Here is a 24964-nt window from a genome sequence, read left to right as displayed (position 1 = left end):
GAAGACCAGATGCCATTGCGCCTGGCCCCCCGAAGGGACCGGGGCTCCTGGCGTCACGCCGTCGGGTCGCTCCCTAGCCGGGGGACGGCTACCTCGTTAGCATTCTCCTTGGGGGAGTACCCCGATGACCCGGCGGGTCCGGCCCGCCACCCTCTCGAAGGAGACCGTTGTGACTCTGCCCGAAGGTTTGACCCCCGGCGTCTGGACGCTGGACATGTCCCACAGCGAGGTCGGATTCAGCGTCCGCCATGCCGGCATCAGCAAGGTCCGCGGCCGCTTCAACGAGTCCTCAGCGGAGGCCCGGGTCAGGGACTCCCTGGCGGATGCCAGCCTGCACGCCAGCATCAAAACCGCCAGCTTCGACTCCGGCGACGCCAACCGTGACGCCCACGTCCGCGGACCCGACTTCTTCGACGTCGAAAAGTACCCGGAGATGACGTTCCGGGCCACCGCCATCAGGGGCGACGGCGAGGACTACGTCCTGACCGGCGACCTCTCGATCCGCGATGTCACCAAACCGGTGGACCTGGAGGTCGAGTTCACCGGCGTCGCGGTGGATCCGTTCGGTGCTACCCGGGCAGGGTTCAGCGCCGAGGCGGAAATCAGCCGCAAGGCATTCGGGTTGACCTGGAATGCCGCCCTCGAAGCGGGCGGACTGCTGGTCAGCGACAAGGTCAAGATCACTGTCGAGGCCGCCATGGTGAAGCAGCCCTAGCTGGTCTCAGAGGAAGAGCAACACAAAACCCAGGGCAGTGGAAATGGCACCGACCCCGGTGAGGACCCATCCGAGGGTCCATGCCGGGTTGTCCGGTTTGGGCGGTGCCAGCCCCCACCGCGAGGGGTGACATACATCGTAATAAAGCACGACGTCGGCCCCGTCCGCCAGCCCGGGCGATTCGGCGTCGGGAAGCAGGGAGCGGTGATCGGCGTTCTGGTGGTCCGTCCAGTGGTACCCCTTGAAGCCTCCGGCGCTGAACACCTGGGCTGTGGTTTGGGTCCACTGGCAGTGTCTCCGTATGGCGATCCAGCCCCAGGCGAGCAACGGCAGGCCCAGGACGAACCCCACCCACGTCATGACTTCCAGAATCGGGCCGAAAGCGCCCCCGACCGTGGTCATCCGACAGGCCGGGCCCGCAGCGTCAACGTGTGCTGCGCATGCGGCGCAGGAAGAACGCAATGCCGGCGGCCACCAGGATCAGCAGACCCACGTAAAGCAGGAACTGCACGGCTTTCACAGCCAGGCCCACGCCCAGCAGGACGACGGCGACGATCAGGGCAAGCTTCAGGAGTGCAGGCATTGTTCAAGTATTGTGCGGATCCCGGTGATCTCAAAGCGCGCGGGCCCGGGCCGGTGTCCCGGCGAGCCAAGTCAGGGATTTTTCAGGGCCAACCCCTAGGCCTGATCTGCGCCGGGCGGGAGAGAATGGAGCCATGAAGACATTGCTCAACATCATCTGGCTGCTCTTCGGCGGGCTCTGGCTGGCGATCGGCTATTTCGTGGCCGGGATCGTATGCTGCCTGCTAGTCGTCACCATTCCCTGGGGGCTCGCCTCTTTCCGGATCGCCTCCTACGCGCTCTGGCCCTTCGGCCGCACCGTGGTGGACCGGCCTGGCGGCACCGGCGTATTCTCGCTGCTCGGCAACGTGATCTGGCTGCTCGTGGCGGGCATCTGGATCGCGATCGGGCATGTGGTCACGGCCTTCGCCATGGCCATCACCATCATCGGGATCCCGCTGGCCATCGCCAACCTCAAGCTCATCCCGGTGTCCCTCATGCCGCTGGGCAAGCAGATAGTCCCGAGCGACCGGCCGTTCGTGGCGGCTTACAGCAAGGCCTATCGCTAGGCCGAGAAGGAGGAAGACCGCAATGTCTGAACATGTCACCGCTGAAGCGGCAGTCCCTGACCATGAAGGACCTGGGTCGGCGGCACTATCGGACGACCTGATGCTGGTCGTCACCCGCGAATTCCAGGTTCCGCTCGGCAGAGTGTGGTCGGCCTTGACGGATCCGGACCAGGCTCCTGCTTGGTGGGGGCCCCGCGGCTTCCACACCCCGCGCGAGAGCATCGACGCGGATCTGGAAATCGGCGGCCTCTACCGGGCCTGCATGATCCAGGACAGCACGGGGCAGGAGTATTGGTGGAGCGGCGTCCACACCGACATCGAGCCGCCGAACCTCTTTGTGTTCACCCATGCCTGGGACAAACAGGACGGCACCCGCGGCTTCGAAACCGAGGTGACGTTCGAACTGGAGGAGATCGACGGCGGCACCCGGATGACCTTCAGGCAAGGCCCGTTCGACACCCTGGACAACCGTGACAGCAACGGCGTCGGCTGGCGGGAGTCGTTCGACCGTCTGGCCGAGCATCTCCGGCCGAGGGACTGATAGCCGGGGCACGGCGCCTATTCTGCCAATTCGAGGCTACTGCTTCAGCGCCGCGGACACACGCGTCTCGTAGGGGATGCTCCGCAGTTCTTCGTCTGCCTCGTTGACCTGCAGGAGGTAGCCGTCAGGGTCCGAAACGGTGAAGTAGCGGCCGAATGTTTCGTCAATGATGACGGAAGGCTCAAAGCCCGCACCGGCCAGTCGCCCGGCAACCGGTTCCAGCTTCTCGTCGCTGGTGAACTGCGGCGAGACCGAGCCGGCGTCGATCAGCTCCCGGCGCGGCGTGCCCAGCTGCCGGCCTGTCACGGCGAACACGACCGCCGGATGCCCAGTGCTCTGACGCCACATCCGGAGGTCGCTGCCATCCGCTACGCCCAAGTAGGTATAGACAATTCCACACTGTGGAAATAGATTCCCCCCTTGTGGAATGCTGTGATCCGGCTTACATTTGTTGTGTCCCTCAAAGAAGAGTGGCCCGAGACAAATGATTGGTCAGGATCTTGCTGCAAGCCCTTCTCGTTCTCGGAAATGTTCGACCCACTCTGAAGGGTCCCGAGCCGCCGTGCGGGTTCGCCACCACCGGTCCCCGCGGCGAAACCAGTTGTTCCTCGGGGCAGATCGCCACACCCGAGGACCTGATCTGACGAGAACACCGCCGTCACCATCGTTGCGTCGTCCCATCACGCCGTCGGGCTGCTCCGGCCCGCGGCGTGCGTTCCCTGGCCGCCAGGGATGGAGGAAACGGTCAGCAGCCGCATCCTCGACCCGCCTGCGCTTCCGCAGGCCCCTTACTTATGGTTCCCCCGAGAGGTCACTCCATGTCAGCATCGCCGGCCATAGCGCCAACCATTGACGGGCATCACGAACGTCCCCAGCCTAGCTTCGATGAGCCCCCCACCGCAGACGACCTGGGCCTCTCACCGACGAGTACGCGGCTTTATAATCAGGACCTCGCGCCCACCCTGATGAAGGGACGCCGATGGACGGCCTACAGCATCTTCACGCTCTGGGCCAACGATGTGCACAGCTTGGGTAATTACGGGTTCGCCATCGGCATGTTCGCGCTTGGCCTCGGTGCGTGGCAGATCCTGCTCGCCTTGGGAGTAGGCGCGGTCCTGCTGTTCCTTTTGCTGACGCTGTCGGGATTCATGGGGCATAAGACTGGCGTCCCGTTCCCCGTCATGAGCCGCATCGCGTTCGGGATTCATGGCGCGCAGATCCCGGCCCTCATCCGTGGCGGCGTCGCGATAGCCTGGTTCGGGATCCAGACCTATCTGGCATCCCTGGTGCTCCGCGTTCTGCTGATTGCCCTGGCGCCCGGCCTCGCGGATCTCGACAAGGATTCCATTCTCGGACTTTCGACCCTGGGCTGGGTATCGTTCCTGTCCCTGTGGATCGTGCAGGTCATCATCGTCCGGTACGGGATGGACATGATCCGCAAGTACGAGGCTTTCGCCGGGCCGATCATCCTCGTCACGATGGCCGCGCTGGCCGCGTGGATGTTCCTGCAGGCCGGAGGTTCCATTGCGCTCTCGACTATGGATGCCCTGACCGGGGGTGAGATGTGGCGGGAGATCTTCGCCGGTGGCGCGCTCTGGGTCTCCATCTACGCCACGTTTGTCCTGAACTTCTGCGACTTCACCCGCTCCTCGACGACCCGCAAATCCATCATCAAGGGCAATTTCTGGGGAATCCCGGTCAACATGCTCTTCTTTGGCCTGATCGTCGTCGTTATCACCGGGGCCCAGTTCAAAATCAACGGCGTCGTGATCGGCAGCCCGTCGGATATCGTCCAGTCGATCCCGAACACCTTCCTCCTGGTGGCGGCAGCGCTGGCTCTCCTGGTTCTGACCATCGCGGTGAACCTGATGGCGAACTTCGTCGCGCCGATCTACGCACTGACCAACCTCATGCCCAAACGGCTCGACTTCCGCCGCGCCAGCCTGCTCAGCGCGATCATCGGGCTGGTGATCCTGCCCTGGAACCTTTACAACAACCCGGCGGTCATCGTCTATTTCCTCGGGGGCCTGGGCGCACTGCTCGGCCCGCTGTTCGGTGTCATCATGGCCGATTACTGGCTCATCCGGCGCACCCGGATCAACGTCCCGGAGCTTTACACCGAAGTCAGCCAGGGGTCCTACTTCTACAGCAAGGGCGTCAATATGAGGGCGGTGGCGGCGTTTATCCCGGCCGCGCTCATTTCACTCCTCATTGCGTTCATCCCGGCACTGCAGCCGGTCGCGGCCTTCTCCTGGTTCATCGGCGCCGGAATCGGAGCCCTCGCGTATTTCATCGTCGCGGACCGCAACCGGGAATTCCACGACGTCTCCGGGGAGCCCATCGCCGTCCCCAGCCTGCACTGACCCGCGTAGCATCCTGGCCGGTCCGCCGCGGCACGGCGGACCGGCCGTCACCCCCGCACCACAGCACCACAGAACCCGAAAGGCATCATGCGCATCCTCGTCGCCAACGTCAACACCACTGTTTCCATGACAGAATCAATCGCTGCACAGGCCCGCACGGCAGCCGCAGCCGGGACAGAGATCATAGGTCTCACGCCGCGATTCGGTGCGGATTCGTGTGAGGGTAACTTCGAAAGCTATCTGGCGGCCATTGCCGTCATGGACGTTGTCCTCGCCTATCCTGAACCGTTCGATGCCGTCATTCAGGCCGGCTATGGCGAGCATGGCAGAGAAGGACTCCAGGAACTCCTTGACGTGCCGGTCATCGACATCACCGAAGCGGCAGCGAGCACCGCCATGTTCCTCGGTCACAAGTATTCGGTAGTCACCACCTTGGACCGCACGGTTCCGCTCATTGAGGACCGGCTCAAACTCGCCGGACTGGATGCCCGCTGCGCGTCTGTCCGGGCCAGTGGCCTCGGTGTACTGGAACTTGAGGAGTACCCCGGGCGTGCCGTCGAGGCAATCCTGGACCAGGCCCAACGCGCCGTCGAGCACGATAAGGCAGAGGTCATCGTCCTGGGGTGCGGCGGTATGTCCGGACTAGACGAGCAAATCCGCACACGTCTGGGCGTCCCCGTCGTCGACGGCGTCGCAGCCGCCGTGACGATCGCCGAGTCGCTCGTCCGCCTGGGGCTGAGCACATCGAAAATCCGCACCTTCGCCCCGCCCCGCCCCAAGGTAGTCACCGGATGGCCGTTTTCTTCCGCTCCGACGACCGGCGGCGCTGAAGCCCGAACCGGCGCCCGGTAGAAAAATCTCCCGCAGGGGATCTTCCCTTGAACCCAGACAACCCAACGACCAGAAGTGCAGAGGAAAAATCAATGAGTGAATCGTCCAAACCAGACTATGACCTGGTCATCCGTGGCCGGCACATCCTCACTACTGCCGGGATCGCGGCCCGGGAGGTCGGGGTCCGGGGCGGGAAGATCGTGGCGATCGAGCCGCTGGGCAACGGCCTGGCCGGAGCTGAGGTCATCGAGCTCGCGGACGACGAGACCCTGATCCCCGGGCTGGTGGACACCCATGTCCATGTCAACGAGCCCGGCCGGACCGAGTGGGAGGGGTTCGCTTCCGCGACCCGGGCCGCCGCGGCCGGCGGGGTGACTACCATCATCGACATGCCGCTGAACAGCATCCCGCCCACCACCACGGTGGCAAACCTCAAACTCAAGCGGGAAGTCGCCGCGGACCAGGCGTTCGTGGACGTCGGCTTCTGGGGCGGTGCCATCCCGGGAAACCAGGCGGACCTGCGGCCCCTGCACGACGAGGGCGTGTTCGGGTTCAAGTGCTTCCTGCTGCACTCCGGCGTGGACGAGTTCCCGCACCTGGAGGCGGACGAGATGGAGGAGGACATGGCCGCGCTGAAGTCCTTCGATTCGCTCATGATCGTCCACGCCGAGGACTCCCACGCGATCGACCACGCACCGTCCGCCGAGGGCGACCAGTACGGGAAGTTCCTGGCCTCCCGCCCGCGCGGGGCCGAGAACAAGGCCATTGCCGAGGTCATCGAACGGGCCCGCTGGACCGGCGCCCGCGCGCACATCCTGCACCTCTCCTCCTCGGACGCGCTGCCCATGATCGCCACCGCCAAGCGCGACGGCGTCCACCTCACCGTGGAGACCTGCCCGCACTACCTCACCCTGATGGCCGAGGAAATCCCCAACGGCGCCACCGCCTACAAGTGCTGCCCGCCGATCCGCGAGGCCTCCAACCGGGAACTGCTCTGGAAGGGCCTGCAGGACGGCACCATCGACTGCATCGTCTCGGACCACTCCCCGTCCACTCTGGATCTGAAGGACCTGGAAAACGGCGACTTCGCCGTCGCCTGGGGCGGGGTGTCCTCGCTCCAGCTGGGCCTGTCCCTGATCTGGACCGAGGCCCGGCACCGCGGCATCACCCTGGAACAGGTCCTGTCCTGGATGGCCGCCAAACCCGCGGAACTGGCCCGCCTGACCAACAAGGGCCAGCTCGCGCTCGGCTACGACGCCGATTTCTCCGTCTTCGCCCCCGACCAGGCCTACGTCGTTGACGTCACCAAACTCAAGCACAAAAACCCCATCACCCCCTACGACGGCAAGGCCCTCTCCGGCGTGGTCCGCAAAACCTACCTCCGCGGCACCCTGATCAACGACCACACCCCCACCGGCAACCTCCTCCGCCGCGGCGGAATCTAAGGCACGCCAGGGGTCCAAAGTCCCGGGTCAGCCTTCGGCAGCCCGGCGACGGTCCTGACAAGAGCAAACCAAGACAGGAGCAAACCGAGCGGAGAGCGAACGGCCGGATTCGCGGGGAAAGAAATGAGTCCTTAGACGAGCGGCGGCCTTTTCAGTCTCCGCGTGGAAAGTGAACTATTTCCGTCGCCACGAGGCTCACCCGTGAGTAATGTTCCTCTCGGTGAATGCGTGCGCCTTACGCCGGAACCTGCGTCCATGCCGCACCCGGCTCAGCTTCTTCCGCGGCCGCGGCCGCGATCGATTCGGCCAGTGTCGTGTCATTGCGCGAGATGAAGTAATGCACCGCGGCCGCCAGGATTGCTCCGATGAACCACGAGAAGGCAGAGAGGGCGGCAAATAGTGGACCGAGCGCGAAGATCACTGCCGGGACGGCCGAGACGAGGAACGAGATGACGGCCTTGGGATTCCAGCCGCGCGTATACGTGTAGTACCCCTGTTCCCTGAACAGGTCTCGAACCAGCACGCGCTGCTTGCGGAGCACGTAGTAGTCGGTCATGATGATCCCGAAGAGCGGCCCGAGCAGTGCCCCGAGCCCTCCGAGGAAAAGGTTGATCACGACGGGACTGTTGAACAGGTTCCAGGGCGTGATGACGAGCGCGATCGTTGCGGCGATCAGGCCACCGCGTTTGAAGTCGATCTTCGAGGGCCAGACGTTCGCGAGGTCGTAGGCTGGCGAGACGAAGTTCGCCACGACATTGATGCCCAGCGTTGCGACAGCGAAAGTGACCGCCCCGAGCAGAAGCGCCCAGATGCTGTCTATCCGCCCGACGATCTCGACCGGGTCGTAGATGTGCTCCCCGTAGACCTTGAATGTTCCGGCGGTGACGACGACGGAGACCACGGAGAAGGCAATGAAGTTCACCGGCAGCCCCCACACGTTCGCCGCGCGCACCGCTTTGCGGGATGGCGCGAAGCGGGAGAAGTCGCAGAAGTTGAGCATCAGGGTGGAGAAGTACGTCACCGTCAGCGCTATGGCGGCAAAGAAGGCATGGGTGACGCCCCATTCCGCCTGTCCGCCGGGCAAGTCGAAGGAAATGTTCCAGCCCGCGTTGATCAGGATGTAGACGACCAGCAGGGCCATCACCACCCAGACGGCCGGGCCGGCCCAGTCCTGGAACCTCCTGATCGTCTCCATGCCGTTTCGAAGCAGCAGGAGCTGGAGCGACCACATCAGCAGGAAGGCCAGCCAGCCAAGGGTGGATTCGCCGAGGAAGTTGTTCTCCGTCAGACCCTTGAGCTCGGGCCAGATCTTCAGGGCGATGATGATGACGGCGCGGGAGGCGAGCCAGGTCTGGATGCCGTACCAGGCGATTGCCACGAGGGCACGAAGCAGTGCCGGCAGGTTGGCGCCGAACGTTCCAAACGAGACCCGCGCGAGCACCGGGTAGGGAACGCCTGTCTTCTGGCCGGCGTAGCCGGAGAGGTTCATCAGGAAAAAGACGAGGATGATCCCCACTACCAGTGCGAGGAATACCTGCCAGGCGCCCAGGCCCAGCGCGAAGAGGCCAGCGGCGAAGGTGTAACCGCCAAGTGAGTGGATGTCGGACATCCACATCGCGAACAGGGAGTAAAAACCCCACGTACGATGTTCGGCCGGCGCGAGGTCCTCGTTGTAGAGACGTGGACTGGCCCCCGAGGGAATTGCGTGAGACATCTAATCCCCACTTCCTAAATCCCCCATGCTGACAGTAAATTCTTGAGCCCCACCCGACAGGTATCTGCGAATAGAGCCCCCGTAACGCCAACATACGCCAAGATACCCAGCTTGGCGATGGCCAGGTAGACCGGACCCCTATCGACCTCAAATCCGTGAACGGGACGGCTGCTAAGTTGACAGCTTGACCTGCCGAGCCAAGTGCCGCACCAGCGCTGCCGGCAGCTGCCGGCGCCGGCTACGGACCGCTCACACGAGTTCGCCCTGCAGGTTCCGGTGCGCCGCCTTCAGCCAGAGCTCGCGGGCCAGGTTCGTGTGGAAGAGCTGATCGAGTTGCAGAAGCTGGCGGACGACGGCGGCGCGCCCGGCGGCGAAGTCGTCGTCGCCGATGTGCGCAAAATCCTGCCGGACGGCGGCCAGATAGCGGGCGTAGGCTGCCGGTTCCCCGCCGAGAACGGAGAGGTCCGCGTCGCTGAGCAGGGCGGCGGCGTCGTCCCCGGGGTCCGGGCAGTGGTCCGCCGTCTTCCTCACCAGGCGGGCCACCTCCTCCGCCTCGCCGTCAGGCAGCCCCGCCTGCCGGAGCCGGTCCTCGGCCAGCCGGGCGGACTCCTCCTCGTCCTGGCCGGCGATGCCGCGGTAGACGGCGTCGTGGAACCAGGCGGCCAGTAGCACGGTGCGGGGTGGGGCGGCGGGCTCCGTCAGCAGATCCAAGGCCTCCAGGACGGCCAGGAGGTGGGTGCGGCCGTGGTACCGGCGGTGCTCCTCACCCCAGCGGTCCAGGAGGTCAAGGAAGAGCGCATCGTGGTCCGGGAGGACCACGTTCCAGCGGTTGAGCAGCGGGAGTTTCAGGGAGCCGCTCCTCCGGCGGGCCGGGATCCGCAGGCCGCTGGCGATCAGCTTGCGGACCAGGATCCGCCCCTCCACCGGGACGGCCCCGGCCGCCACGAGGGCGCCGTACCGGGCCTCGGCGACGTCGTAGTGGTCGCCGTCGAAGGCCCGTTCCGGGATGCCGGCCGCCGCCGCGAAGGCGTGCAGTTCCTCGAGGGAGGTGTCCGAGATCAGGTGCGAGAAGTGGGTTCCATGGGCAGGCCAGAGCGGGGGATCCAGGTAGACGGCCATGGGGGAAGTCTAGTGCGGGCGGCTTAGTCCTGCCCGGTACCGGAGCCGGAGCCGGCGGCGGCTGCCGGCCGCTGACGGTGCGGCCGGCTGCGCAGGCCCTGGCCTTTTTCATTGAGCCGCGTCTCGTGCTCTGCCTGCTCGATGGCCCCGGGCGTGAAGTGCTCGGCACCGCCGGAATTCCAGGCCTTGATCGCTGCCCAGCCGACCGCCACCAGGGGCACGGACAGGATGGCCCCTATGATCCCGGCCAGGATGGTTCCGGCCGTGAGGGCCAGCAGGATGACGAGGGCGTGCACGTTGAGCGCCTGGCCCATGACGACGGGCTGCAGGAAGTTCCCCTCGAGCTGATTGACGGCGATCACCACAATGACGACGATGAGTGCAGCGACCGGACCGTTTGCGACCAATGCCACGAGGGCTGCGAGGACGCCCGCCAGTGTGGCGCCGATCAGCGGGATGAAGGCGCCGATGAAGACGATCGCGGCCAGCGGGAGGGCCAGGGGTACACCCATGACGAGCAGGGCCAGGCCGATGAAGAATGAGTCCACCAACGCCACGATGGCGGTGCCCCGCACGTAGCCGCCGAGCACGGTGAGGCTCTTCTGCCCCACCCGACGTGCCTTGACGAGACGCTCGCCCTTGAACGCGCGCAGTACAAAGGCCCAGATGCGCTCGCCGTCCTTGAGGAAGAAGAACAGGATGACGGCCATGAGCAGGGCGCCGGTGACGAAGTTTCCGGCGGCGCTCAGCCCGGTGATGGCGCCGGCGCCCACGGTGCTGCTCGTGGCGAAGTCGACGAAGGCGTCCCTCGCCTGCTGGATCTGCTGGTCGTCAACCGGGATGGGCCCGTTGCGCACGAACGCGTGGACCTTGTCGAAGCCCTCGGTGGCCTTGCTGGCAAGTTCGCCCGCCTGGCCCATGACGGCGAAAACGATGCCGGTGATGAGGCCGCCGAAAGCCAGCAGGAGGATGAGGAAGGAGAATGTGGTTGCGACAGTGCCTGGCCACCCCTTGCGGCGCAGCCAGTGCACAAAGGGTGCGATCGCGGCGGCAAGGATCAGCGCCAGCACCGCCGGAATCACGACGAGCCGCACCTGGATCAGTGCATACGCTGCCACCGTAGCCAGGACCAGCAGCATCAGGACCTGTGCGGTCCTGATGCTGGCGCGGCCGAGGCTGTCGGTCCAGGGGGTTGTCTGTTCCGGACTGCCCATGCTGTTGTTTCTCCCGTGTCGGATGGTCAAGTGGTTACCCAGCAACCGTCTCACGGGCACGGTGGAGCGCGTCACCGGCCAAGAAGACGACAGCCCCGAAGTCGCGATGCCGCGGCTCGAATCTGCGGATAATTAGATGCCCTGAATCCGCATTTGCGGGTTAGAGTTGGATCATGCCTAATATTCGCGTTTCCGAGGCGGCCCGGTTCCTGGGCGTCAGCGATGACACCATCCGGCGCTGGACCGAGAACGGAAGCCTGACGCCTCTGAAGGACGACGCCGGGCGGCTCGCCGTGGACGGGCTGGAGCTCGCACAGCTTGCGCGGGAGCAGGCACAGCTGCCGGATGATCCGGCCCGGGTGGGCAGCTCCGCCCGGAACCGCTTCGTCGGGCTGGTCACGGCCATCACCGCGGACACCGTGATGGCCCAGGTGGAGCTGCAGTGTGGGCCCTTCCGGGTTGTGTCCCTGATGAGCAGCGAGGCTGTGCGGGAGCTGGGACTGGAGCTCGGATCGGTCGCGACCGCCGTCGTCAAGGCCACCACGGTGATCATCGAGACGCCGAAAGGCAAGGGAGTCATTTGAGGCGCGCCATGAAAGCTGCCGCCCTGCTGCTGGCGGTGTCCCTGGCAGCGGTGCTCGCGGGCTGCGCGGCACCCGCCGGAGACGGCGGCGCCGGCAAGACCCTCACCGTCTTCGCGGCGGCCTCACTCAAAGCACCCTTTACAGCGATCGCCGCCGCGTTTGAGGCCAAGAATCCGGGAACCAAAATAACGTTCAGCTTCGCAGGTTCATCCGACTTGGCCACCCAGCTCACCCAGGGGGCGCCGGCGGATGTGTTTGCCTCCGCCGATGCCAAGAACATGGCCAAGCTCTCCGACGCATCTCTCGTGGAAGGGGCGCCCGAGGATTTCGCCACCAATATGCTGGCCATTGCCGTGCCCCCGGCCAACCCGGCGTCGGTCAGCTCCTTTGCGGACCTGGCCAGACCGGGGGTCAAGGTCGTCATCTGCGCGAGCCAGGTGCCCTGCGGCGCGGCCACAAAGACGGCCGAAAAGGAAACCGGAATCACCCTGAAGCCGATCAGCGAGGAATCGTCCGTCACCGATGTCCTGGGCAAGGTCACCTCGGGAGAGGCCGACGCCGGGCTGGTCTACGTCACGGACGTCAGGACCGCCGGGGACAAGGTGAGGGAAGTCCCCTTCCCCGAGGCGGCCACGGCCGTGAACACCTACCCGATCGCCGCGGTACGGACCAGCAAGAACAAGGAGCTCGCGGCCGCCTTCATCGCGACGGTCACCGGTCCCGAGGGCAAGAAGGTCCTCGGCGATGCCGGCTTCGGCACCCCGTAGGCTGCGAATGGACCACCGGACCGTCAGCGCCTACAGCGGGATTCCGCGCTGGGTCATGGCCGTGGCCGCCGTCGGGGCACTGTTCGTGCTGCTGCCCCTCGCGGCGATGGTGGCCAAGGTCAACTGGCCCCAGTTCATCCCGCTGGTCACCTCGGAGGCGTCCCTCACCGCCCTGGGACTCAGCCTCCGCACCGCGGCCGCGAGCACCGTGCTGTGCGTGCTGCTCGGGGTGCCGCTGGCGCTGGTTCTGGCCCGCGGCCACTTCCGCGGGCAGTCGCTGCTGCGCTCCTTCGTCCTGCTGCCGCTCGTCCTGCCCCCGGTGGTGGGCGGCATCGCCTTGCTCTACACCTTCGGCCGGCAGGGCCTGCTGGGCAAGAGCCTCGAGGCGGCCGGAATCCAGATCGCGTTCTCCACGACGGCGGTCGTGCTGGCCCAGACCTTCGTCGCCCTGCCGTTCCTCGTGGTCAGCCTGGAGGGCGCCCTGCGCTCCGCCGGCAGCCGGTACGAGGCTGTCGCCGCAACGCTCGGCGCGCGCCCCACCACGGTGCTGCGCCGCGTCACGGTACCGCTGGTCCTTCCCGGGCTCGCCTCGGGCGCGGTGCTCTCGTTCGCGCGGAGCCTCGGCGAATTCGGCGCCACCCTCACCTTCGCCGGCAGCCTCCAGGGGGTCACCCGGACCCTGCCGCTGGAGATCTACCTGCAGCGGGAGACCGACGCCGACGCCGCCGTCGCGCTCTCCCTGCTGCTCGTCGCGGTGGCGGTGATCGTGGTCGGGCTGTCCTACCGGCGCCCGGCACCTGCCGGGTCCGGCAGCCCAGGTTCCAGGAATGCAGCGGTCCGCAGCGCCGGCGCAGGGGAGCGGGTGGGCTCATGACATTCACTGTCGATGCCGCCGTCGCCGCCCGGCGGTTCGAGGTCTCTGTGAGCCTGGGACCGGAGGAGACAGTGGCCGTGCTCGGACCGAACGGGGCCGGTAAATCCACCCTGCTCTCGGTGATTGCGGGTCTGCTCCGCCCGGACACCGGCCGGGCCGAGGTGGACGGCAAGGTCCTGTTCGACCTGCAGCCGAACGGCCCAGGACGTTGGACCGCTCCGCACCGCCGCGGGACGGCCCTGTTGGCACAGGAGGCCCTGCTTTTCCCGCACCTGAGCGCGCTCGAGAACGTGGCTTTCGGGCCGCGGAGCGCGGGCGTTCCCAAGGCCGAAGCGCGGGAGGCCGCCCGGCACTGGCTCGCCGAGGTCGACGCTGCTGACCTCGCGGCACGACGCCCCGCGGAGCTCTCCGGAGGGCAGGCCCAGCGCGTGGCGGTGGCCCGTGCGCTCGCGGCCAACCCTGAGGTGCTGCTGCTGGATGAGCCGATGGCCGCCCTGGACATCCACGCCGCACCGCTGCTGCGCCGGCTGCTCAAACGGGTCCTCGTCGGCCGGCGGGCCATCATCGTCACCCACGACGTGCTGGACGCGTACATGCTGGCGGACCGCGTGGTTGTGATGGAGGGCGGCCGGATCACCGAGGAAGGCCCCACCCGTGATGTCCTCCGGCGGCCGCGCAGCAGCTTCGCCGCGGGACTCGCGGGACTCAACCTGGTATCCGGAACCGTGACCTCAACGGGGATTCGTTCCACGGAGGGCCTGGAGTTCGCCGGCCAGCACGACGCCCCGCTCGCCGCAGGGCAGGCGGGAGTGGCAGCCTTCCCGCCGTCGGCCGTGTCCGTTTTCCTGAACGAGGCGCACGGCAGCCCGCGGAACTCCTACCCTGTGACCATCACGGATCTGGAGCCGCACGGGGATCAGATCAGGGTCCGGGCCGGGGAACTGTCCGCCGATGTGACGCCTGCGGCCTCGGCAGACCTGGGCCTGGCGCCCGGCCTGGACGTCTACTTTGTGGTCAAGGCCGCCGCGGTGGCCATCTACCCGGCGTAGCGGGCTACTCGCGGGTGCTGCGGACCGGGTGCTGGCTGACGATGGAGACCCGGTTGAACGCGTTCATGGTGATGACGAGCCAGCTCACGGCGGAGAATTCCTGGGCCGTGAGGTGCTTCCTGGCGGCGGAACCTTCGCGTTCCCGGGCGTGGGCATCGGAGATATTCGTAACGGCTTCGGCGAGCGTCAGCGCTGCGCGTTCCTTCTCCGTGAACAGCGCGGTGTCACGCCAGGCGGGAAGCACGGCCAGGCGCTGGGCCGTTTCGCCGTTCTTCACCGCATCGCCGACGTGCAGGTCCAGGCAGTACGCGCAGCCGTTGATCTGGGAGATGCGGACGTTCAACAGTTCAATCAGCGTCCGGTCCAGGCCTGCCTCCTCGGCGGCTTCTTTGGCTTTCAGCCCCAGCCCGTTGAGCGCACGCCAGGCCGCGGGGTGTTCCTTGTCGAGGAAAACACTTCGTGCTGGAGTATCGCGCGGCGCCGTCGGTTGGTCCATGGTTCCCAGATTACCCACGCTGCCCTACGGCCGCCCGAGTGTTGCGTGACAAATTTGTCAAACATGTGACAAGCTTTGCGGGCGGAAGATCCCCGATCCGGTGATCGGCTCCTTGGGGGAGCCGACCACCGGATCGCTTTCTTGAGGGCGAACGTCCCCACGCGCGGGACATGTCCACTGGTCTGGTCTCGTCTGGGCCCAGGTGGGGACATGTCCAGTCCTTGGCGCAGGAATTGGGCATGTTGGGGTTATGTCCAGTGGCCAGAGCTAGTGGGGGGCATGTCCGGTGGCCGCCCTTGGGCCTCGGGGGACATGTCCAGTGGTGCGTTCGGCGTGTGGGCGCGGCCAGGGGGCAGCACCGGACACCGTCCAGTCTTCCGAGCCCATTCCGGGGGGCATGTCCAGTCCTTGCCCCAGGCAATGGGCATATGGGGATCATGTCCGGTGGCCGGGGCTGGCGGGGGACATGTCCAGTGGTGCGAGGGAGGTATGTCCGCTGACAGGGGTTATCGGGGGGCATGTCCAGTGGTCCGCACGAGTTGCGCGCCCGCGGCCGCCATGGCAGCCGCGTCACCGGCGACGATGATGCCGGCAAAGCTGTCGGCGTAGCCGCCCAGGTCTGCGTCCACCGAGCCGACGACGGCGTACACCGGCTTGGTGCCACAGCGGGCGAGGACGGCGGCGATGATCTTCCCTTGACCGGTCTGGGAATCCAGCCGGCCCTCGCCGACCACCACGGCCGTGCAGGCGGTGAGCTGCGCATCGAAATCCAGCAGGTCCAGCACATAGTCCGCGCCGGACACCAGCCTGGCTCCGTAGCGGGCCCACATCCCGCCGGAGAACCCGCCGGCCGCGCCGGTCCGGTCCACCGGGCGGGGGTCACGGCCGTATTGGACGGCAAAGCGCCCGGCAAGCAGCTCGAGCCGGCGGGTGAGCGCGTCCACCGCGGCCTCGCCGGCTCCCTTTTGCGGACCGAACACTCGGGCGGCGTCGGCAAAGCGGGTGGTGACGTCGCTGAGGATCACAACTTCCGCACCGCTGAGGCCGCCGCGCTCCTCGATCGCGGCGATGGCGCCGGCGCCGCCGTCGGTCGTGGCGGACCCGCCGGCGGCGACCAGCAGCCGGCGGGCTCCGAGCCGGGCGGCCTCCGCCATCAGAACTCCGGTGCCGTAGGTGCTGGCGGTCATCGGATCCCGGTGCCCGGCGGAAGGCAGGTTAAGCCCGCTGGCAAAGGCCAGCTCGACGACGGCGGTGCCGTCGTCGGTCAGGCCGATCGCAGCCTCGACGGCGTCGCCCCACGGCCCCACAGTGCTGATCCTCCGCGGCCGGGCGTCCAGGCCCCGGACCAGCACCTCGAAGGTTCCCTCGCCGCCGTCGGCCACGGGCAGTTCGACGGCGGTGCCGCCGGCCGAGCGGATCCCGGCGGCAATGTGCGCCGAGACTTCGGCCGCGGTAAAGGTCCCCTTGAAGCTGTCCGGGGCTACGAGGATGGTCATGCGTTCAGAAACCTACCTTGTCCCGACCCTTGAGCTGCAGCATCTGACGCGCCTCATCCGGGGTGGCGATCTCGAAGTTGAGGGCTTCCAGGATGGTACGGATCCGCGTGACCTGCTCGGCGTTGGAGGTGGCCAGCTGGCCAGGGCCGATCCAGAGGGAATCCTCCAGGCCCACCCGGACGTGGGAGCCCATGGCCGCGCCGATCGTGGCCAGCGGCATCTGGTTCTTCCCGGCCCCCAGGATGGACCATTCGTAGTCCCCGCCCAGCAGCCGGTCGGCTGTGCGGCGCATGTGCATCAGGTCCTCCGGGTGTGCGCCGATCCCGCCGAGCAGGCCGAAGACTGACTGCACAAACAGCGGCCCCTTGGCCAGGCCGCGGGCGTGGAAGTGGGCCAGGTTGTTCAGGTGCGAGATGTCGTAGCACTCGAACTCGAAGCGCGTACCGTTCGCATTGCCGATGCCGAGGATGGTCTCGATGTCCTGGAAGGTGTTCTTGAAAACCAGGTCGCGGCTCTTCTCGAGCCCCTCCCGCTCCCAGTCGTGTCCGAACTCGCTGAAGCGCTCAAGCATCGGGTAGAGCCCGAAGTTCATCGACCCCATGTTGAGCGAGGCGAGCTCCGGCTTGAACAGCGCCGCCGGCTGCATACGCTCCTCCACCGTCATGTGGGGCGAGCCGCCGGTGGTGATGTTGATGACGGCGTCGGTGTTGCGCTTGAGCTTGTCCAGGATCGGGGCGAAGTGCTCAGGGTCCTGGGATGGCCGGCCGTCCCTGGGATCGCGGGCGTGCATGTGCACGATCGCGGCACCTGCCTCGGCGGCGCCGATGGCGGCGTCGGCGATCTCATTTGGGGAGACCGGCAGGTACCGGGACATGGACGGGGTGTGGATGGCGCCGGTAACGGCGCTGGTGATGATGACTTTGCGTGCAGCAGCCATGGGAAGGTCTCCTTGGGTAGGCCAGGTCTTAGGTGGGCTGGATCAGTAGAGTTTTTCGGTGTTGCCGTCGACGGCCAGCGCCTGGCCGTTGACGTTGCGGGCCAGATCGCTGGCGGCGAAGGCCGCCATGTTGGCGATGTCCTCGGCCTCGATCAGCCGTCCCAGCGAGGACTGGTTGAGATAGAGCCCGGAGACCTGGTCCTCCGGCAGGTCCAGCATCCGGGCCTTGGCCGCGATGACCGCGTCGATCCGGGGCCCGTTGACGGCACCGGGGCAGATGGCGTTGACGCGGATCCGGTCCGGACCGAGTTCGATCGCGAGCGTCTTGGTCAGCCCGACGACGGCCCACTTCGATGCCGAATAGGCGCTGCGCCCGGCCATTCCCAGCCGCCCGGCGGCCGAGGAGAGGTTGACGATCGACGCGTCCCGGCCCTGCCGCAGCATCGGCAGGGCGTGTTTGATACAGAAGAACTGGCCGTGGATGTTGACGTCGAAGGTCGCTTTCCAGGACGCCGTGTCCAGCGTCTCCAGCGGGCCGGTGGGCCCGGCGATGCCGGCGTTGTTCACGAGGATGTCCAGGCCGCCCAGTTCTTCCTTGACGGTGGCCATGAGCCAGCGGACCTGCTCCTCGTCGGAGACGTCGTTGACGGCCGCGGCGAGGCCGTTGACGCGGGCCTTCTCGACGGCGTCGGGGTCAATGTCTGTCACGAAGACGGTGGCGCCGAGTTCCTGGAACTTGTTGGCGATCGCCAGGCCGATGCCGTTGGCACCGGCGGTGACGAGGACCCTTTTTGAGGTGAAATCCATGACTAATCCTTGGGTTGGGGTAGCTGAGGGAAAGCGGCGGACCGGCTGCGTCAGTGCGCGGACGGGATGCCCTGGGGCTTCTCCGTGCCCCGCTTGAGCAACAGCGACAGGAGCGCGCCGAGGGTGCACATGCCGACGATGAACCAGAGCCCGGAGAGTTTGGAGCCCGTGGCGTCCTGCATCAGGCCCATGACGTACGGGCCGAGGAAGCCGCCGCAGAGGCCGATGGTGTTGACGAAGGCGATGCCGCCGGCGAGGGCGGCACCGGTGAGCCGGGTGGCTGGGTAGGTGAAGAGGATCGGCTGCAAAGCGAAGAAGTTGAAGGCGGCGAGGCAGAAACCGATCATGCCGAGCAAGGGGCCGCCGACGGCGCCGAGGGTGAAGCCGGCGATAATGCCGATCATCGTTCCCGTAACGAGCATCCGGGAGCGCCGGCCGTCGGTGGCGAAACGCGGGACCAGGAGGGCACCCGCAGCGGAGAAGATCCACGGGATGGCCGTGAGCAGGCCGATCTGCAGTGGATTGAGCTTGCCGTAGGTGCCGATGATGGAGGGCAGGAAGTAGGACAGCGCGTAGACGGCGATCTGGTGGGTGAAGTAGATGCCCACCACGAGGAGGATCTGCTTATCCTTCAGGACATCGCGGAGGCGGTGGTTGCCGGAAGCTTCCGCGCCGGCCTTCTCTTCGGCAGCGATGCGGGCCTCGAGGTCGGTGGCTTCTTCGGCGGTGAGGAACGTGGCCTTGGTGGGCCGGTCCGGAAGCTTCTTCCAGACGACGTAGGCGAGGACGCAGGCCGGCAGGCCTTCGATGATGAACATCCACTGCCAGCCGTGCAGGCCCGCGAAGCCGTCGAGGGTCAGCAGCAGGCCGCCTAGCGGTGCGCCGACAATGTTGGCGATGGAGACGCCCAGCAGGAACATGCCGTTGGCCTTGGCGCGGTCCTTGACCACAAACCATTGCGTCAGGAAGTACATGACGCCGGGAAAGAGCCCGGCCTCGGCCACGCCGAGCAGCATCCGCATGATGTAGAAGGACCATTCGCCCTGCACGAACGCCATGCAGGCGGAGATGATGCCCCAAGTGATCATGATCCGCATGATCCAGAAGCGCGCGCCGACCTTGTGCATGATCAGGTTGGACGGGATCTCTGACAGGGCGTAGGTCAGGAAGAACAGCCCGGCACCGATGCCGAAGGCGGTGGCGGAGAGGCCGAGATCTATCTCCAACCGGTCCTTGGCCATGCCGATGTTGGTGCGGTCCAGGAAAGCCATGATGTAAGCGCCGATCAGGAGCGGCATGACTCGGCGGAGAATCACGCCGTTAATTTCCTGCGGTGTGCGCATCTTCGTTGGTGCGGATACAACTGACATGGGTCTTCGTCCTTGAATTTGGGGTCAGGGTTGGTGGCCAGGAACAGTGGGCAGCCCGGTGGCCGGGCAGCCTCATTGGGGCCGGGCGGCTGCCCGGGAGCAGGTGATGGAGTGTGGCTAGCCGGCGGGCGGCGTGCAGCCGCAGGTCCGCCCGATATGCAGGCGGTGCCGGCACACCTTGGTGTTGTAGGTGCTGGACGGGGCTTCGATGCGTTTGAGCAGCATAGTGAAGGCCTCGTGGGCCATTTCCTGCTGCGGCTGGACAATGCTGGTGAGGTTGATCAGCCCGGAGCGGCTGTGCGGCAGTCCATCGCAGCCTGCGACGGCCACGTCCTCCGGGATCCGCAAGCCCTTGGACAGTGCGTATTCCATCACGCCTATGGCCAGTTCGTCGCTGCCACACACCACGGCCTGCGGGGGCCTGCCGCTGGAGAATAGCCGTTCGGCCGCCAGCCGGCCGCCCTCGTTGTTGACCCGGGTACTGATTTTTCGGTCACCGCTGATGGTGATGCCGGCCGCGGCGGCAGTGCGAACGAAGGCCTGTTCGCGGGCCAGGGATGCGGTGGAGAATCGAGGGCCGATCACGGTGGCGATCTCCGTGAAACCGTGGCTCAGCATGTGCTGCATCAGTGTCGTTGCCGCGGCGTCGTCGTCGATTCCGACAAAGTCCGAGTCGAGGAAGTCGGCGCGGCGCGAGAGGCAAACATACGGGATCCGGGCCGCCCGCAGGGTACGCAGGGCCGTGGCGTCATCCCGGAGTGATGCGGCCAGGATGATCCCGTCCACATTGCGGTGAGCGAGCGTCGCGGTGACCTGGGCGAGGACTTCGGGATCGTCCTGCGTGGTGGCGACAAACACTTCGTAGCCGGATTCGGCGGCGGCGGAAATGATGCCCTGGGCCCAGCGCGGAAACATCGGGTTGATGATATTCGGCAGGATCAGGCCGATCACGCGGGTCCGCTGAAGGTCGGTTGATTGCGAGGACTTACGGGGCCTGAAGCCCAGCTCGTTCGCCACATGGATGATGTGGCGTCGGGTTTCCGGCGAAACGCCGCCCTTGCCGTTGAGTACGTAGGACACCGCCGCTGAGGAAACCCCTGCGGCCCGGGCAACGGAAGCGGCGGATACCGGCGTAGCGGGGCGATCAGCGGCAACGCTGGTGGCGTCCTTGCGCATCTCCGTCCTCCTTCGCTCTCGTTGTTGTCCCTGTGACCTCAGTTACATTAGGTAAGCGCCCGAGCGTTAAGCAACGTTAAGTAATTTTATCCGCTGGCGGGGCGTGGCGGGGGACATGTCCATTGGCCGTCGTCGGGCCCTAGGGCGACATGTCCATTCTTTCGATCCAATCCTTAGGGACATGTCCACTCCAAGCCCCGGACAATGGGCATGGCGGGACTATGCCCAGTGGCCAGGCCTAGCGGGGGGCATGTCCCGCGGTCCGCGCCAGGCCTAGCGGGGGGCATGTCCCGCGGTCCGCGCCAGCCCGACCCGCCAGCTCGGCCAACCAGCCCGACCAACCGGCCCGGCCAGCCGGCCCGTCCCGCAAGCCCGGGGCCGTCCGGCACTGGACAGTGGATTCGCCGTGGGCAAACATGGACCCAAACGTGTCAGGACGGAGTTGAGCGGGTTAGACTCAACTCTGATAACAGCACCATTCCGGCAGGAGCTCCCTTTGGACGCCAAATTCACCACCAAGAGCCAGGAGGCTCTTTCGGCAGCAGCCATGAACGCCTCGACGGCAGGGAACCCGCAGCTCGAACCAGCGCACCTGCTCAAGGCGCTCATGGACCAACGGGAGGGTGTCGCCGTCGCGCTTCTCCGCGCCACGGGCACGGACCCTGATGCCGTCAGCGTCCAGGCGAGCACCGCCATCAAGGCGCTCCCCGCCACGTCGGGCAGTTCCGTGCAGCAGGCCCAGCTCTCCCGGAGCGCCATGCAGGCCATCAAGAACTCCCAGAACGAGGCGGAGCGGCTCGGGGACACTTTCGTGTCCACCGAGCACCTGCTGCTGGGGCTTTCGGCCGGGAGCGACGGCGTCGGCAAGCTCCTGCGCGACGCCGGTGCCTCCCATGAGGCGCTGCTCGCCGCCCTGCCAGGCGTCCGCGGTAACCGCAAGGCGGACAACCCGGACCCGGAGAACACCTTCAAGGCGCTGGAGAAGTTCGGATCGGACCTGACCGCCATGGCCCGTGCGGGGAAACTGGACCCCGTGATCGGGCGCGATACGGAGATCAGGCGCGTCATGCAGGTGCTGAGCCGCCGCACCAAGAACAACCCCGTGATCATCGGTGAGCCCGGCGTGGGCAAGACGGCCGTCGTCGAGGGACTCGCCCAGCGGATCGTGGCCGGCGACGTGCCCGAAAGCCTGCGCGGCAAGACCCTCGTCGCCCTGGACCTCGCCTCCATGGTCGCGGGCGCCAAATACCGCGGTGAGTTCGAGGAGCGGCTCAAGGCTGTCCTGGAGGAAATCAAGAATTCGGAGGGCCGGATCGTCACCTTCATCGACGAGCTCCACACGGTGGTGGGCGCGGGCGCGACGGGGGAGAGCTCCATGGACGCCGGCAACATGCTCAAGCCCATGCTGGCCCGCGGTGAGCTGCGGCTGATCGGCGCAACGACCCTGGACGAATACCGCGAGCACATCGAGAAGGATCCGGCCCTGGAGCGACGATTCCAGCAGGTCTACGTCGGTGAGCCCAGCGTCGAGGACACCATCGGCATCCTGCGTGGGCTCAAGGAACGGTACGAGGCGCACCACAAGGTGGCCATTGCGGACTCGGCGCTCGTGGCAGCCGCGACACTGTCCAACCGCTACATCTCCGGGCGCCAGCTGCCGGACAAGGCCATTGACCTGGTGGACGAGGCCGCGTCCCGGCTGCGCATGGAGATCGACTCGGCGCCGGAGGAGGTCGACCAGCTGCGCCGCGCCGTGGACCGGCTGACCATGGAGGAGCTGGCCCTCGCCAACGAAAAAGACGCCGCCTCAGTGGAACGGCTCGCGGCACTCCGAGCGGACATGGCGGACAAGAAGGAGCAACTGGCCGCCCTCAACGCCCGCTGGGAAGCCGAGAAGGCCGGCCTGAACCGGGTGGGCGAGCTGAAGGCCAGGCTGGACGAACTCCGCTCTGCCGCGGACAAATACCAGCGCGAAGGCGACCTCGAGGCGGCCTCCCGGATCCTGTACGGCGAACTGCCCGCGCTGGAGCGTGAGCTCAATGCCGCCGCGGAAGCGGAGTCGGCCCGGGTGGCCGGCGGCGCCCCCAAGCATGAACTCATGGTGGCCGACGAGGTCACAGCAGAGGACATCGCCGAGGTCATTTCGGCCTGGACCGGGATCCCGGCCGGCCGGATGCTGCAGGGCGAAAGCCAGAAGCTTCTGCACATGGAGGAGATCCTGGGGAAGCGGCTGATCGGCCAGTCGAAGGCCGTGGCCGCCGTATCCGATGCCGTCCGCCGTGCGCGTGCCGGCATCAGCGACCCCAACCGGCCCACCGGATCCTTCCTCTTCCTGGGCCCCACGGGCGTGGGCAAGACCGAGCTTGCCAAGGCCCTTGCCGACTTCCTGTTCGACGACGAACGCGCCATGGTGCGGCTGGACATGTCCGAATACGGGGAGAAGCACACCGTGGCCCGGCTCGTCGGCGCCCCTCCCGGGTATGTGGGCTACGAGGAGGGAGGCCAGCTGACCGAGGCCGTCCGGCGCCGGCCTTACTCCGTGCTGCTGCTGGACGAGGTGGAGAAGGCCCACCCGGAGGTCTTCGATATCCTCCTGCAGGTGCTCGACGACGGCCGGCTGACGGACGGGCAGGGCCGCACCGTGGACTTCCGCAACGTGATCCTGGTGCTCACGTCCAATCTGGGCAGCCATTTCCTGATCGACCAGACCATGGACGCGGCGGCGAAGCGAGCAGCCGTCATGGCCACCGTCAACGCCTCCTTCAAGCCCGAGTTCCTGAACAGGCTCGACGAGATTGTGCTGTTCGATGCCCTGACCGTGGATGAACTGGCCCGGATTGTGGAACTGCAGGTGGCCGAGCTGTCCCGCCGCCTCCACGGCCGTCGGTTGAGCCTCGAAGTGACGGACGGCGCGCGGGCCTGGCTGGCCATGTCCGGCTTCGACCCCGTCTATGGGGCCCGGCCGCTGCGCCGGCTCGTGCAGAAGGAAATCGGCGATCGCCTGGCCAAGGCCATCCTGGCGGGGGAGATCGCCGACGGCGACACCGTGCTGGTGGACACCGCTGCCGACGTCGAGGAACTCACCGTTGAGGGGCTTGAGGCCCTCGTCGGGCCCGACGGCGGGCCTCCCGCCGGCAGCGGGCTCTCGGTCCGACGGAAGGAGTAGGCGGCAAGACTGCTGTGGCGCAAAGTCCCCCTGCCGGGCCTTCGGGTCCGGCCGGGGGCTCTCATGGAGCCCCGGTCAGAGACGCAGGGACTCCATGATGACGTTTCCGGTGTTGGCGACGACGTAACAGTCCACCCGGCGGTCGCCCTTTTCCCAGCTGCTGGAACTCGGGTAGGCGTTACGCTGCAACAATTCGTAGTTGGTGGCAGCAGCCGCCAGCCGCGCATTACGGCACGTCTCGCGGCCTTTGTCCTTCAGCGCCTTCAGGCCCGGATAGGCGTCGGAGCCCTGGTAGTGGTGGACGGCGATGAGCTGGGCCGAGTGGCCGGTGTCGCAGGCCACCACGGTGGACTGCGGCGCATCCGGGTCAAAATTCTTGAAGCAGTCGCCGAGCTGGAAATCCAACGGGCTGACGCCTTCCAGCGGCAGTGTCCCGCGGCTGGCAGGAGCAGGCGAGGAAGAGGCTGCAGCCGGAGCGGGGGAGCTTTCCGCTGCGGAGGGCTTCGAGCCGATAAGCGTCGCGGAGAGCAACCAGACCAGGAGCCCCAGCACGACGGCCCCGGCAGCTACGATCCGCTGCATGCCCTGCCGCCTGACCCAGCCGTCCAGGAGGGCAACCCTCCGGGCTAGCACGGCGCCGGCGTCCGACCAGCGCGGGCCAGCCTTGCGGCTGCTCTCGCCGGACACCGGCGGTACCGAAGGACGCATTGGCCGCGGAGGGGTGGAGGGCGCCGCGGAAGGCAGGTCCTCCGGCGGGACAGCCGGTGGGACATGCGGCGTCGCGGACGTCGGCGGTGTGGAGGGGCGCGGCGGAATGGCAGGGGCGGACCGCTCGCCGGGCACGCCGGCACGGGGAACGTCAGGCGTGCCGGCGTCGCCGTGCCTTGTGTTCTCTTCGGTCACTGGGAATTCACCACTTTCGTGCATCTTTGCCTCGGCGCGAGGCCCGGCGTAGTGGTCCGTTTCTGGGGGTCCACTACGAAACTCTATCTAAGATTCAGGCCGGGCTGCATGCAGCCCGGCCCGACGACCGGGGCTGCCTGTGGGGCCACTCTGTCCACTGCAGCCGCACTGGCGAGCAGTTGCTGCCGAAAGCATGTAATCTAGGTGTACGACAAATTGACCAAACATTCCGGGGCCTCACCGATCGCCAAGGTGACCACCTCCGGT

Annotated in this window: 24 protein-coding genes; 11 read left to right on the top strand and 13 right to left on the bottom strand. The window is 66.7% G+C overall.

Features of this window, described 5'->3' with window-relative positions; all coding sequences use genetic code 11:
• Positions 1–169: 169 nt before the first annotated feature.
• On the top strand, positions 170–715 hold the full coding sequence (locus tag ACQCSU_RS09480) for a YceI family protein (RefSeq protein ID WP_426979482.1): 546 nt from the start codon (positions 170–172) through the stop codon (positions 713–715).
• A 6-nt stretch (positions 716–721) separates the two neighbouring features.
• Here ACQCSU_RS09480 and ACQCSU_RS09475 read toward each other — a convergent pair whose 3' ends face one another.
• Entirely contained in the window at positions 722–1117 is a 396-nt protein-coding gene (locus tag ACQCSU_RS09475) for a hypothetical protein (RefSeq protein WP_426979481.1), read from the bottom strand.
• A 22-nt stretch (positions 1118–1139) separates the two neighbouring features.
• Positions 1140–1298, bottom strand: a complete 159-nt coding sequence (locus tag ACQCSU_RS09470) for a hypothetical protein (RefSeq protein WP_426979480.1) — start codon at positions 1296–1298, stop codon at positions 1140–1142.
• Positions 1299–1431: 133 nt separating this feature from the next.
• Between ACQCSU_RS09470 and ACQCSU_RS09465 the strand changes: the two genes are divergently transcribed.
• Positions 1432–1845, top strand: a complete 414-nt coding sequence (locus ACQCSU_RS09465) for a YccF domain-containing protein (protein ID WP_354241405.1) — start codon at positions 1432–1434, stop codon at positions 1843–1845.
• A 22-nt stretch (positions 1846–1867) separates the two neighbouring features.
• On the top strand, positions 1868–2386 hold the full coding sequence (locus ACQCSU_RS09460; RefSeq protein ID WP_426979479.1) for an SRPBCC family protein: 519 nt from the start codon (positions 1868–1870) through the stop codon (positions 2384–2386).
• Positions 2387–2422: 36 nt separating this feature from the next.
• On the opposite strand, the gene ACQCSU_RS09455 is transcribed toward ACQCSU_RS09460, so the two are convergent.
• Positions 2423–2701 carry a hypothetical protein gene (locus ACQCSU_RS09455; protein ID WP_426979478.1) on the bottom strand — a complete coding sequence of 93 codons (279 nt, stop codon included), beginning with the start codon at positions 2699–2701 and terminating at the stop codon, positions 2423–2425.
• 503 nt (positions 2702–3204) lie between these two features.
• Here ACQCSU_RS09455 and ACQCSU_RS09450 point away from each other — a divergent pair.
• The 3 genes from ACQCSU_RS09450 to allB all read left to right on the top strand — a co-directional run bounded on the left by ACQCSU_RS09450 (position 3205) and on the right by allB (position 7025).
• The gene (locus ACQCSU_RS09450; RefSeq protein WP_426979477.1) at positions 3205–4749 is read left to right on the top strand and encodes an NCS1 family nucleobase:cation symporter-1; all 1545 of its coding nucleotides are present in this window, start codon (positions 3205–3207) and stop codon (positions 4747–4749) included.
• Between the two features lie 87 nt (positions 4750–4836).
• A complete protein-coding gene (locus tag ACQCSU_RS09445; RefSeq protein WP_426979476.1) occupies positions 4837–5601 on the top strand; it encodes an aspartate/glutamate racemase family protein in 765 nt (254 codons plus the stop codon).
• A 71-nt stretch (positions 5602–5672) separates the two neighbouring features.
• Complete coding sequence (gene allB, locus ACQCSU_RS09440) at positions 5673–7025, top strand: allantoinase AllB (protein WP_426979475.1); 1353 nt, start codon at positions 5673–5675, stop codon at positions 7023–7025.
• A gap of 235 nt (positions 7026–7260) precedes the next feature.
• Here allB and ACQCSU_RS09435 read toward each other — a convergent pair whose 3' ends face one another.
• The 3 genes from ACQCSU_RS09435 to ACQCSU_RS09425 all read right to left on the bottom strand — a co-directional run bounded on the left by ACQCSU_RS09435 (position 7261) and on the right by ACQCSU_RS09425 (position 11072).
• Positions 7261–8739, bottom strand: a complete 1479-nt coding sequence (locus ACQCSU_RS09435; protein ID WP_426979474.1) for an NCS1 family nucleobase:cation symporter-1 — start codon at positions 8737–8739, stop codon at positions 7261–7263.
• A 249-nt stretch (positions 8740–8988) separates the two neighbouring features.
• On the bottom strand, positions 8989–9858 hold the full coding sequence (locus ACQCSU_RS09430) for a DUF4031 domain-containing protein (RefSeq protein ID WP_426979473.1): 870 nt from the start codon (positions 9856–9858) through the stop codon (positions 8989–8991).
• A 23-nt stretch (positions 9859–9881) separates the two neighbouring features.
• Positions 9882–11072: an AI-2E family transporter gene (locus ACQCSU_RS09425; protein WP_426979472.1), complete on the bottom strand. Its 1191-nt coding sequence runs from the start codon at positions 11070–11072 to the stop codon at positions 9882–9884.
• 173 nt (positions 11073–11245) lie between these two features.
• Between ACQCSU_RS09425 and ACQCSU_RS09420 the strand changes: the two genes are divergently transcribed.
• The 4 genes from ACQCSU_RS09420 to ACQCSU_RS09405 are packed head-to-tail and all read left to right on the top strand — an operon-like array spanning position 11246 to position 14346.
• The gene (locus ACQCSU_RS09420; RefSeq protein ID WP_426979471.1) at positions 11246–11656 is read left to right on the top strand and encodes a TOBE domain-containing protein; all 411 of its coding nucleotides are present in this window, start codon (positions 11246–11248) and stop codon (positions 11654–11656) included.
• Positions 11657–11664: 8 nt separating this feature from the next.
• Positions 11665–12423 carry a molybdate ABC transporter substrate-binding protein gene (gene modA, locus ACQCSU_RS09415; protein ID WP_426979470.1) on the top strand — a complete coding sequence of 253 codons (759 nt, stop codon included), beginning with the start codon at positions 11665–11667 and terminating at the stop codon, positions 12421–12423.
• A 7-nt stretch (positions 12424–12430) separates the two neighbouring features.
• A complete protein-coding gene (locus ACQCSU_RS09410) occupies positions 12431–13297 on the top strand; it encodes an ABC transporter permease (RefSeq protein ID WP_426979469.1) in 867 nt (288 codons plus the stop codon).
• Positions 13294–14346: a sulfate/molybdate ABC transporter ATP-binding protein gene (locus ACQCSU_RS09405; RefSeq protein ID WP_426979468.1), complete on the top strand. Its 1053-nt coding sequence runs from the start codon at positions 13294–13296 to the stop codon at positions 14344–14346. Before ACQCSU_RS09410 ends, ACQCSU_RS09405 begins: the two co-directional genes overlap by 4 nt.
• Positions 14347–14350: 4 nt before the next feature.
• Here ACQCSU_RS09405 and ACQCSU_RS09400 read toward each other — a convergent pair whose 3' ends face one another.
• The 6 genes from ACQCSU_RS09400 to ACQCSU_RS09375 form a co-directional block, all read right to left on the bottom strand.
• A complete protein-coding gene (locus ACQCSU_RS09400; protein WP_426979467.1) occupies positions 14351–14842 on the bottom strand; it encodes a carboxymuconolactone decarboxylase family protein in 492 nt (163 codons plus the stop codon).
• Between the two features lie 506 nt (positions 14843–15348).
• A complete protein-coding gene (locus ACQCSU_RS09395) occupies positions 15349–16338 on the bottom strand; it encodes a glycerate kinase (RefSeq protein WP_426979466.1) in 990 nt (329 codons plus the stop codon).
• A gap of 4 nt (positions 16339–16342) precedes the next feature.
• Positions 16343–17275, bottom strand: a complete 933-nt coding sequence (locus tag ACQCSU_RS09390; RefSeq protein ID WP_426979465.1) for a 3-keto-5-aminohexanoate cleavage protein — start codon at positions 17273–17275, stop codon at positions 16343–16345.
• A 42-nt stretch (positions 17276–17317) separates the two neighbouring features.
• The gene (locus ACQCSU_RS09385; protein ID WP_426979464.1) at positions 17318–18082 is read right to left on the bottom strand and encodes an SDR family oxidoreductase; all 765 of its coding nucleotides are present in this window, start codon (positions 18080–18082) and stop codon (positions 17318–17320) included.
• A gap of 50 nt (positions 18083–18132) precedes the next feature.
• On the bottom strand, positions 18133–19452 hold the full coding sequence (locus ACQCSU_RS09380) for an MFS transporter (protein ID WP_426979463.1): 1320 nt from the start codon (positions 19450–19452) through the stop codon (positions 18133–18135).
• Between the two features lie 117 nt (positions 19453–19569).
• A complete protein-coding gene (locus ACQCSU_RS09375) occupies positions 19570–20628 on the bottom strand; it encodes a LacI family DNA-binding transcriptional regulator (RefSeq protein WP_426979462.1) in 1059 nt (352 codons plus the stop codon).
• 496 nt (positions 20629–21124) lie between these two features.
• Between ACQCSU_RS09375 and clpB the strand changes: the two genes are divergently transcribed.
• Positions 21125–23794, top strand: a complete 2670-nt coding sequence (gene clpB / locus ACQCSU_RS09370) for an ATP-dependent chaperone ClpB (RefSeq protein ID WP_426979461.1) — start codon at positions 21125–21127, stop codon at positions 23792–23794.
• A gap of 75 nt (positions 23795–23869) precedes the next feature.
• Here the strand turns inward: clpB and ACQCSU_RS09365 are convergent, their stop codons facing one another.
• Positions 23870–24697 carry a septum formation family protein gene (locus ACQCSU_RS09365; protein WP_426979460.1) on the bottom strand — a complete coding sequence of 276 codons (828 nt, stop codon included), beginning with the start codon at positions 24695–24697 and terminating at the stop codon, positions 23870–23872.
• Positions 24698–24964 lie beyond the last annotated feature (267 nt).

Origin of the sequence: Pseudarthrobacter sp. O4 (assembly GCF_050157025.1) — a bacterium.
In the GTDB taxonomy this organism is placed as follows: domain Bacteria; phylum Actinomycetota; class Actinomycetes; order Actinomycetales; family Micrococcaceae; genus Arthrobacter.
The sequence above is the reverse complement of the archived record's forward strand: the minus strand, read 5'-3'. Positions and strand labels throughout refer to the sequence as shown.

Excerpts from the sequence above, each read along its gene's own strand:
- ACQCSU_RS09395 (WP_426979466.1), bottom strand. The coding sequence starts at position 16,338 with ATGACCATCCTCGTAGCCCCGGACAGCTTCAAGGGGACCTTTACCGCG.
- modA (WP_426979470.1), top strand. The coding sequence starts at position 11,665 with ATGAAAGCTGCCGCCCTGCTGCTGGCGGTGTCCCTGGCAGCGGTGCTC.
- ACQCSU_RS09400 (WP_426979467.1), bottom strand. The coding sequence starts at position 14,842 with ATGGACCAACCGACGGCGCCGCGCGATACTCCAGCACGAAGTGTTTTC.
- ACQCSU_RS09405 (WP_426979468.1), top strand. The coding sequence starts at position 13,294 with ATGACATTCACTGTCGATGCCGCCGTCGCCGCCCGGCGGTTCGAGGTC.
- ACQCSU_RS09425 (WP_426979472.1), bottom strand. The coding sequence starts at position 11,072 with ATGGGCAGTCCGGAACAGACAACCCCCTGGACCGACAGCCTCGGCCGC.
- ACQCSU_RS09460 (WP_426979479.1), top strand. The coding sequence starts at position 1,868 with ATGTCTGAACATGTCACCGCTGAAGCGGCAGTCCCTGACCATGAAGGA.
- ACQCSU_RS09445 (WP_426979476.1), top strand. The coding sequence starts at position 4,837 with ATGCGCATCCTCGTCGCCAACGTCAACACCACTGTTTCCATGACAGAA.
- allB (WP_426979475.1), top strand. The coding sequence starts at position 5,673 with ATGAGTGAATCGTCCAAACCAGACTATGACCTGGTCATCCGTGGCCGG.
- ACQCSU_RS09475 (WP_426979481.1), bottom strand. The coding sequence starts at position 1,117 with ATGACCACGGTCGGGGGCGCTTTCGGCCCGATTCTGGAAGTCATGACG.
- ACQCSU_RS09410 (WP_426979469.1), top strand. The coding sequence starts at position 12,431 with ATGGACCACCGGACCGTCAGCGCCTACAGCGGGATTCCGCGCTGGGTC.
- ACQCSU_RS09465 (WP_354241405.1), top strand. The coding sequence starts at position 1,432 with ATGAAGACATTGCTCAACATCATCTGGCTGCTCTTCGGCGGGCTCTGG.
- ACQCSU_RS09385 (WP_426979464.1), bottom strand. The coding sequence starts at position 18,082 with ATGGATTTCACCTCAAAAAGGGTCCTCGTCACCGCCGGTGCCAACGGC.
- ACQCSU_RS09450 (WP_426979477.1), top strand. The coding sequence starts at position 3,205 with ATGTCAGCATCGCCGGCCATAGCGCCAACCATTGACGGGCATCACGAA.
- ACQCSU_RS09435 (WP_426979474.1), bottom strand. The coding sequence starts at position 8,739 with ATGTCTCACGCAATTCCCTCGGGGGCCAGTCCACGTCTCTACAACGAG.
- ACQCSU_RS09380 (WP_426979463.1), bottom strand. The coding sequence starts at position 19,452 with ATGTCAGTTGTATCCGCACCAACGAAGATGCGCACACCGCAGGAAATT.
- ACQCSU_RS09430 (WP_426979473.1), bottom strand. The coding sequence starts at position 9,858 with ATGGCCGTCTACCTGGATCCCCCGCTCTGGCCTGCCCATGGAACCCAC.
- ACQCSU_RS09390 (WP_426979465.1), bottom strand. The coding sequence starts at position 17,275 with ATGGCTGCTGCACGCAAAGTCATCATCACCAGCGCCGTTACCGGCGCC.
- ACQCSU_RS09375 (WP_426979462.1), bottom strand. The coding sequence starts at position 20,628 with ATGCGCAAGGACGCCACCAGCGTTGCCGCTGATCGCCCCGCTACGCCG.
- ACQCSU_RS09470 (WP_426979480.1), bottom strand. The coding sequence starts at position 1,298 with ATGCCTGCACTCCTGAAGCTTGCCCTGATCGTCGCCGTCGTCCTGCTG.
- ACQCSU_RS09420 (WP_426979471.1), top strand. The coding sequence starts at position 11,246 with ATGCCTAATATTCGCGTTTCCGAGGCGGCCCGGTTCCTGGGCGTCAGC.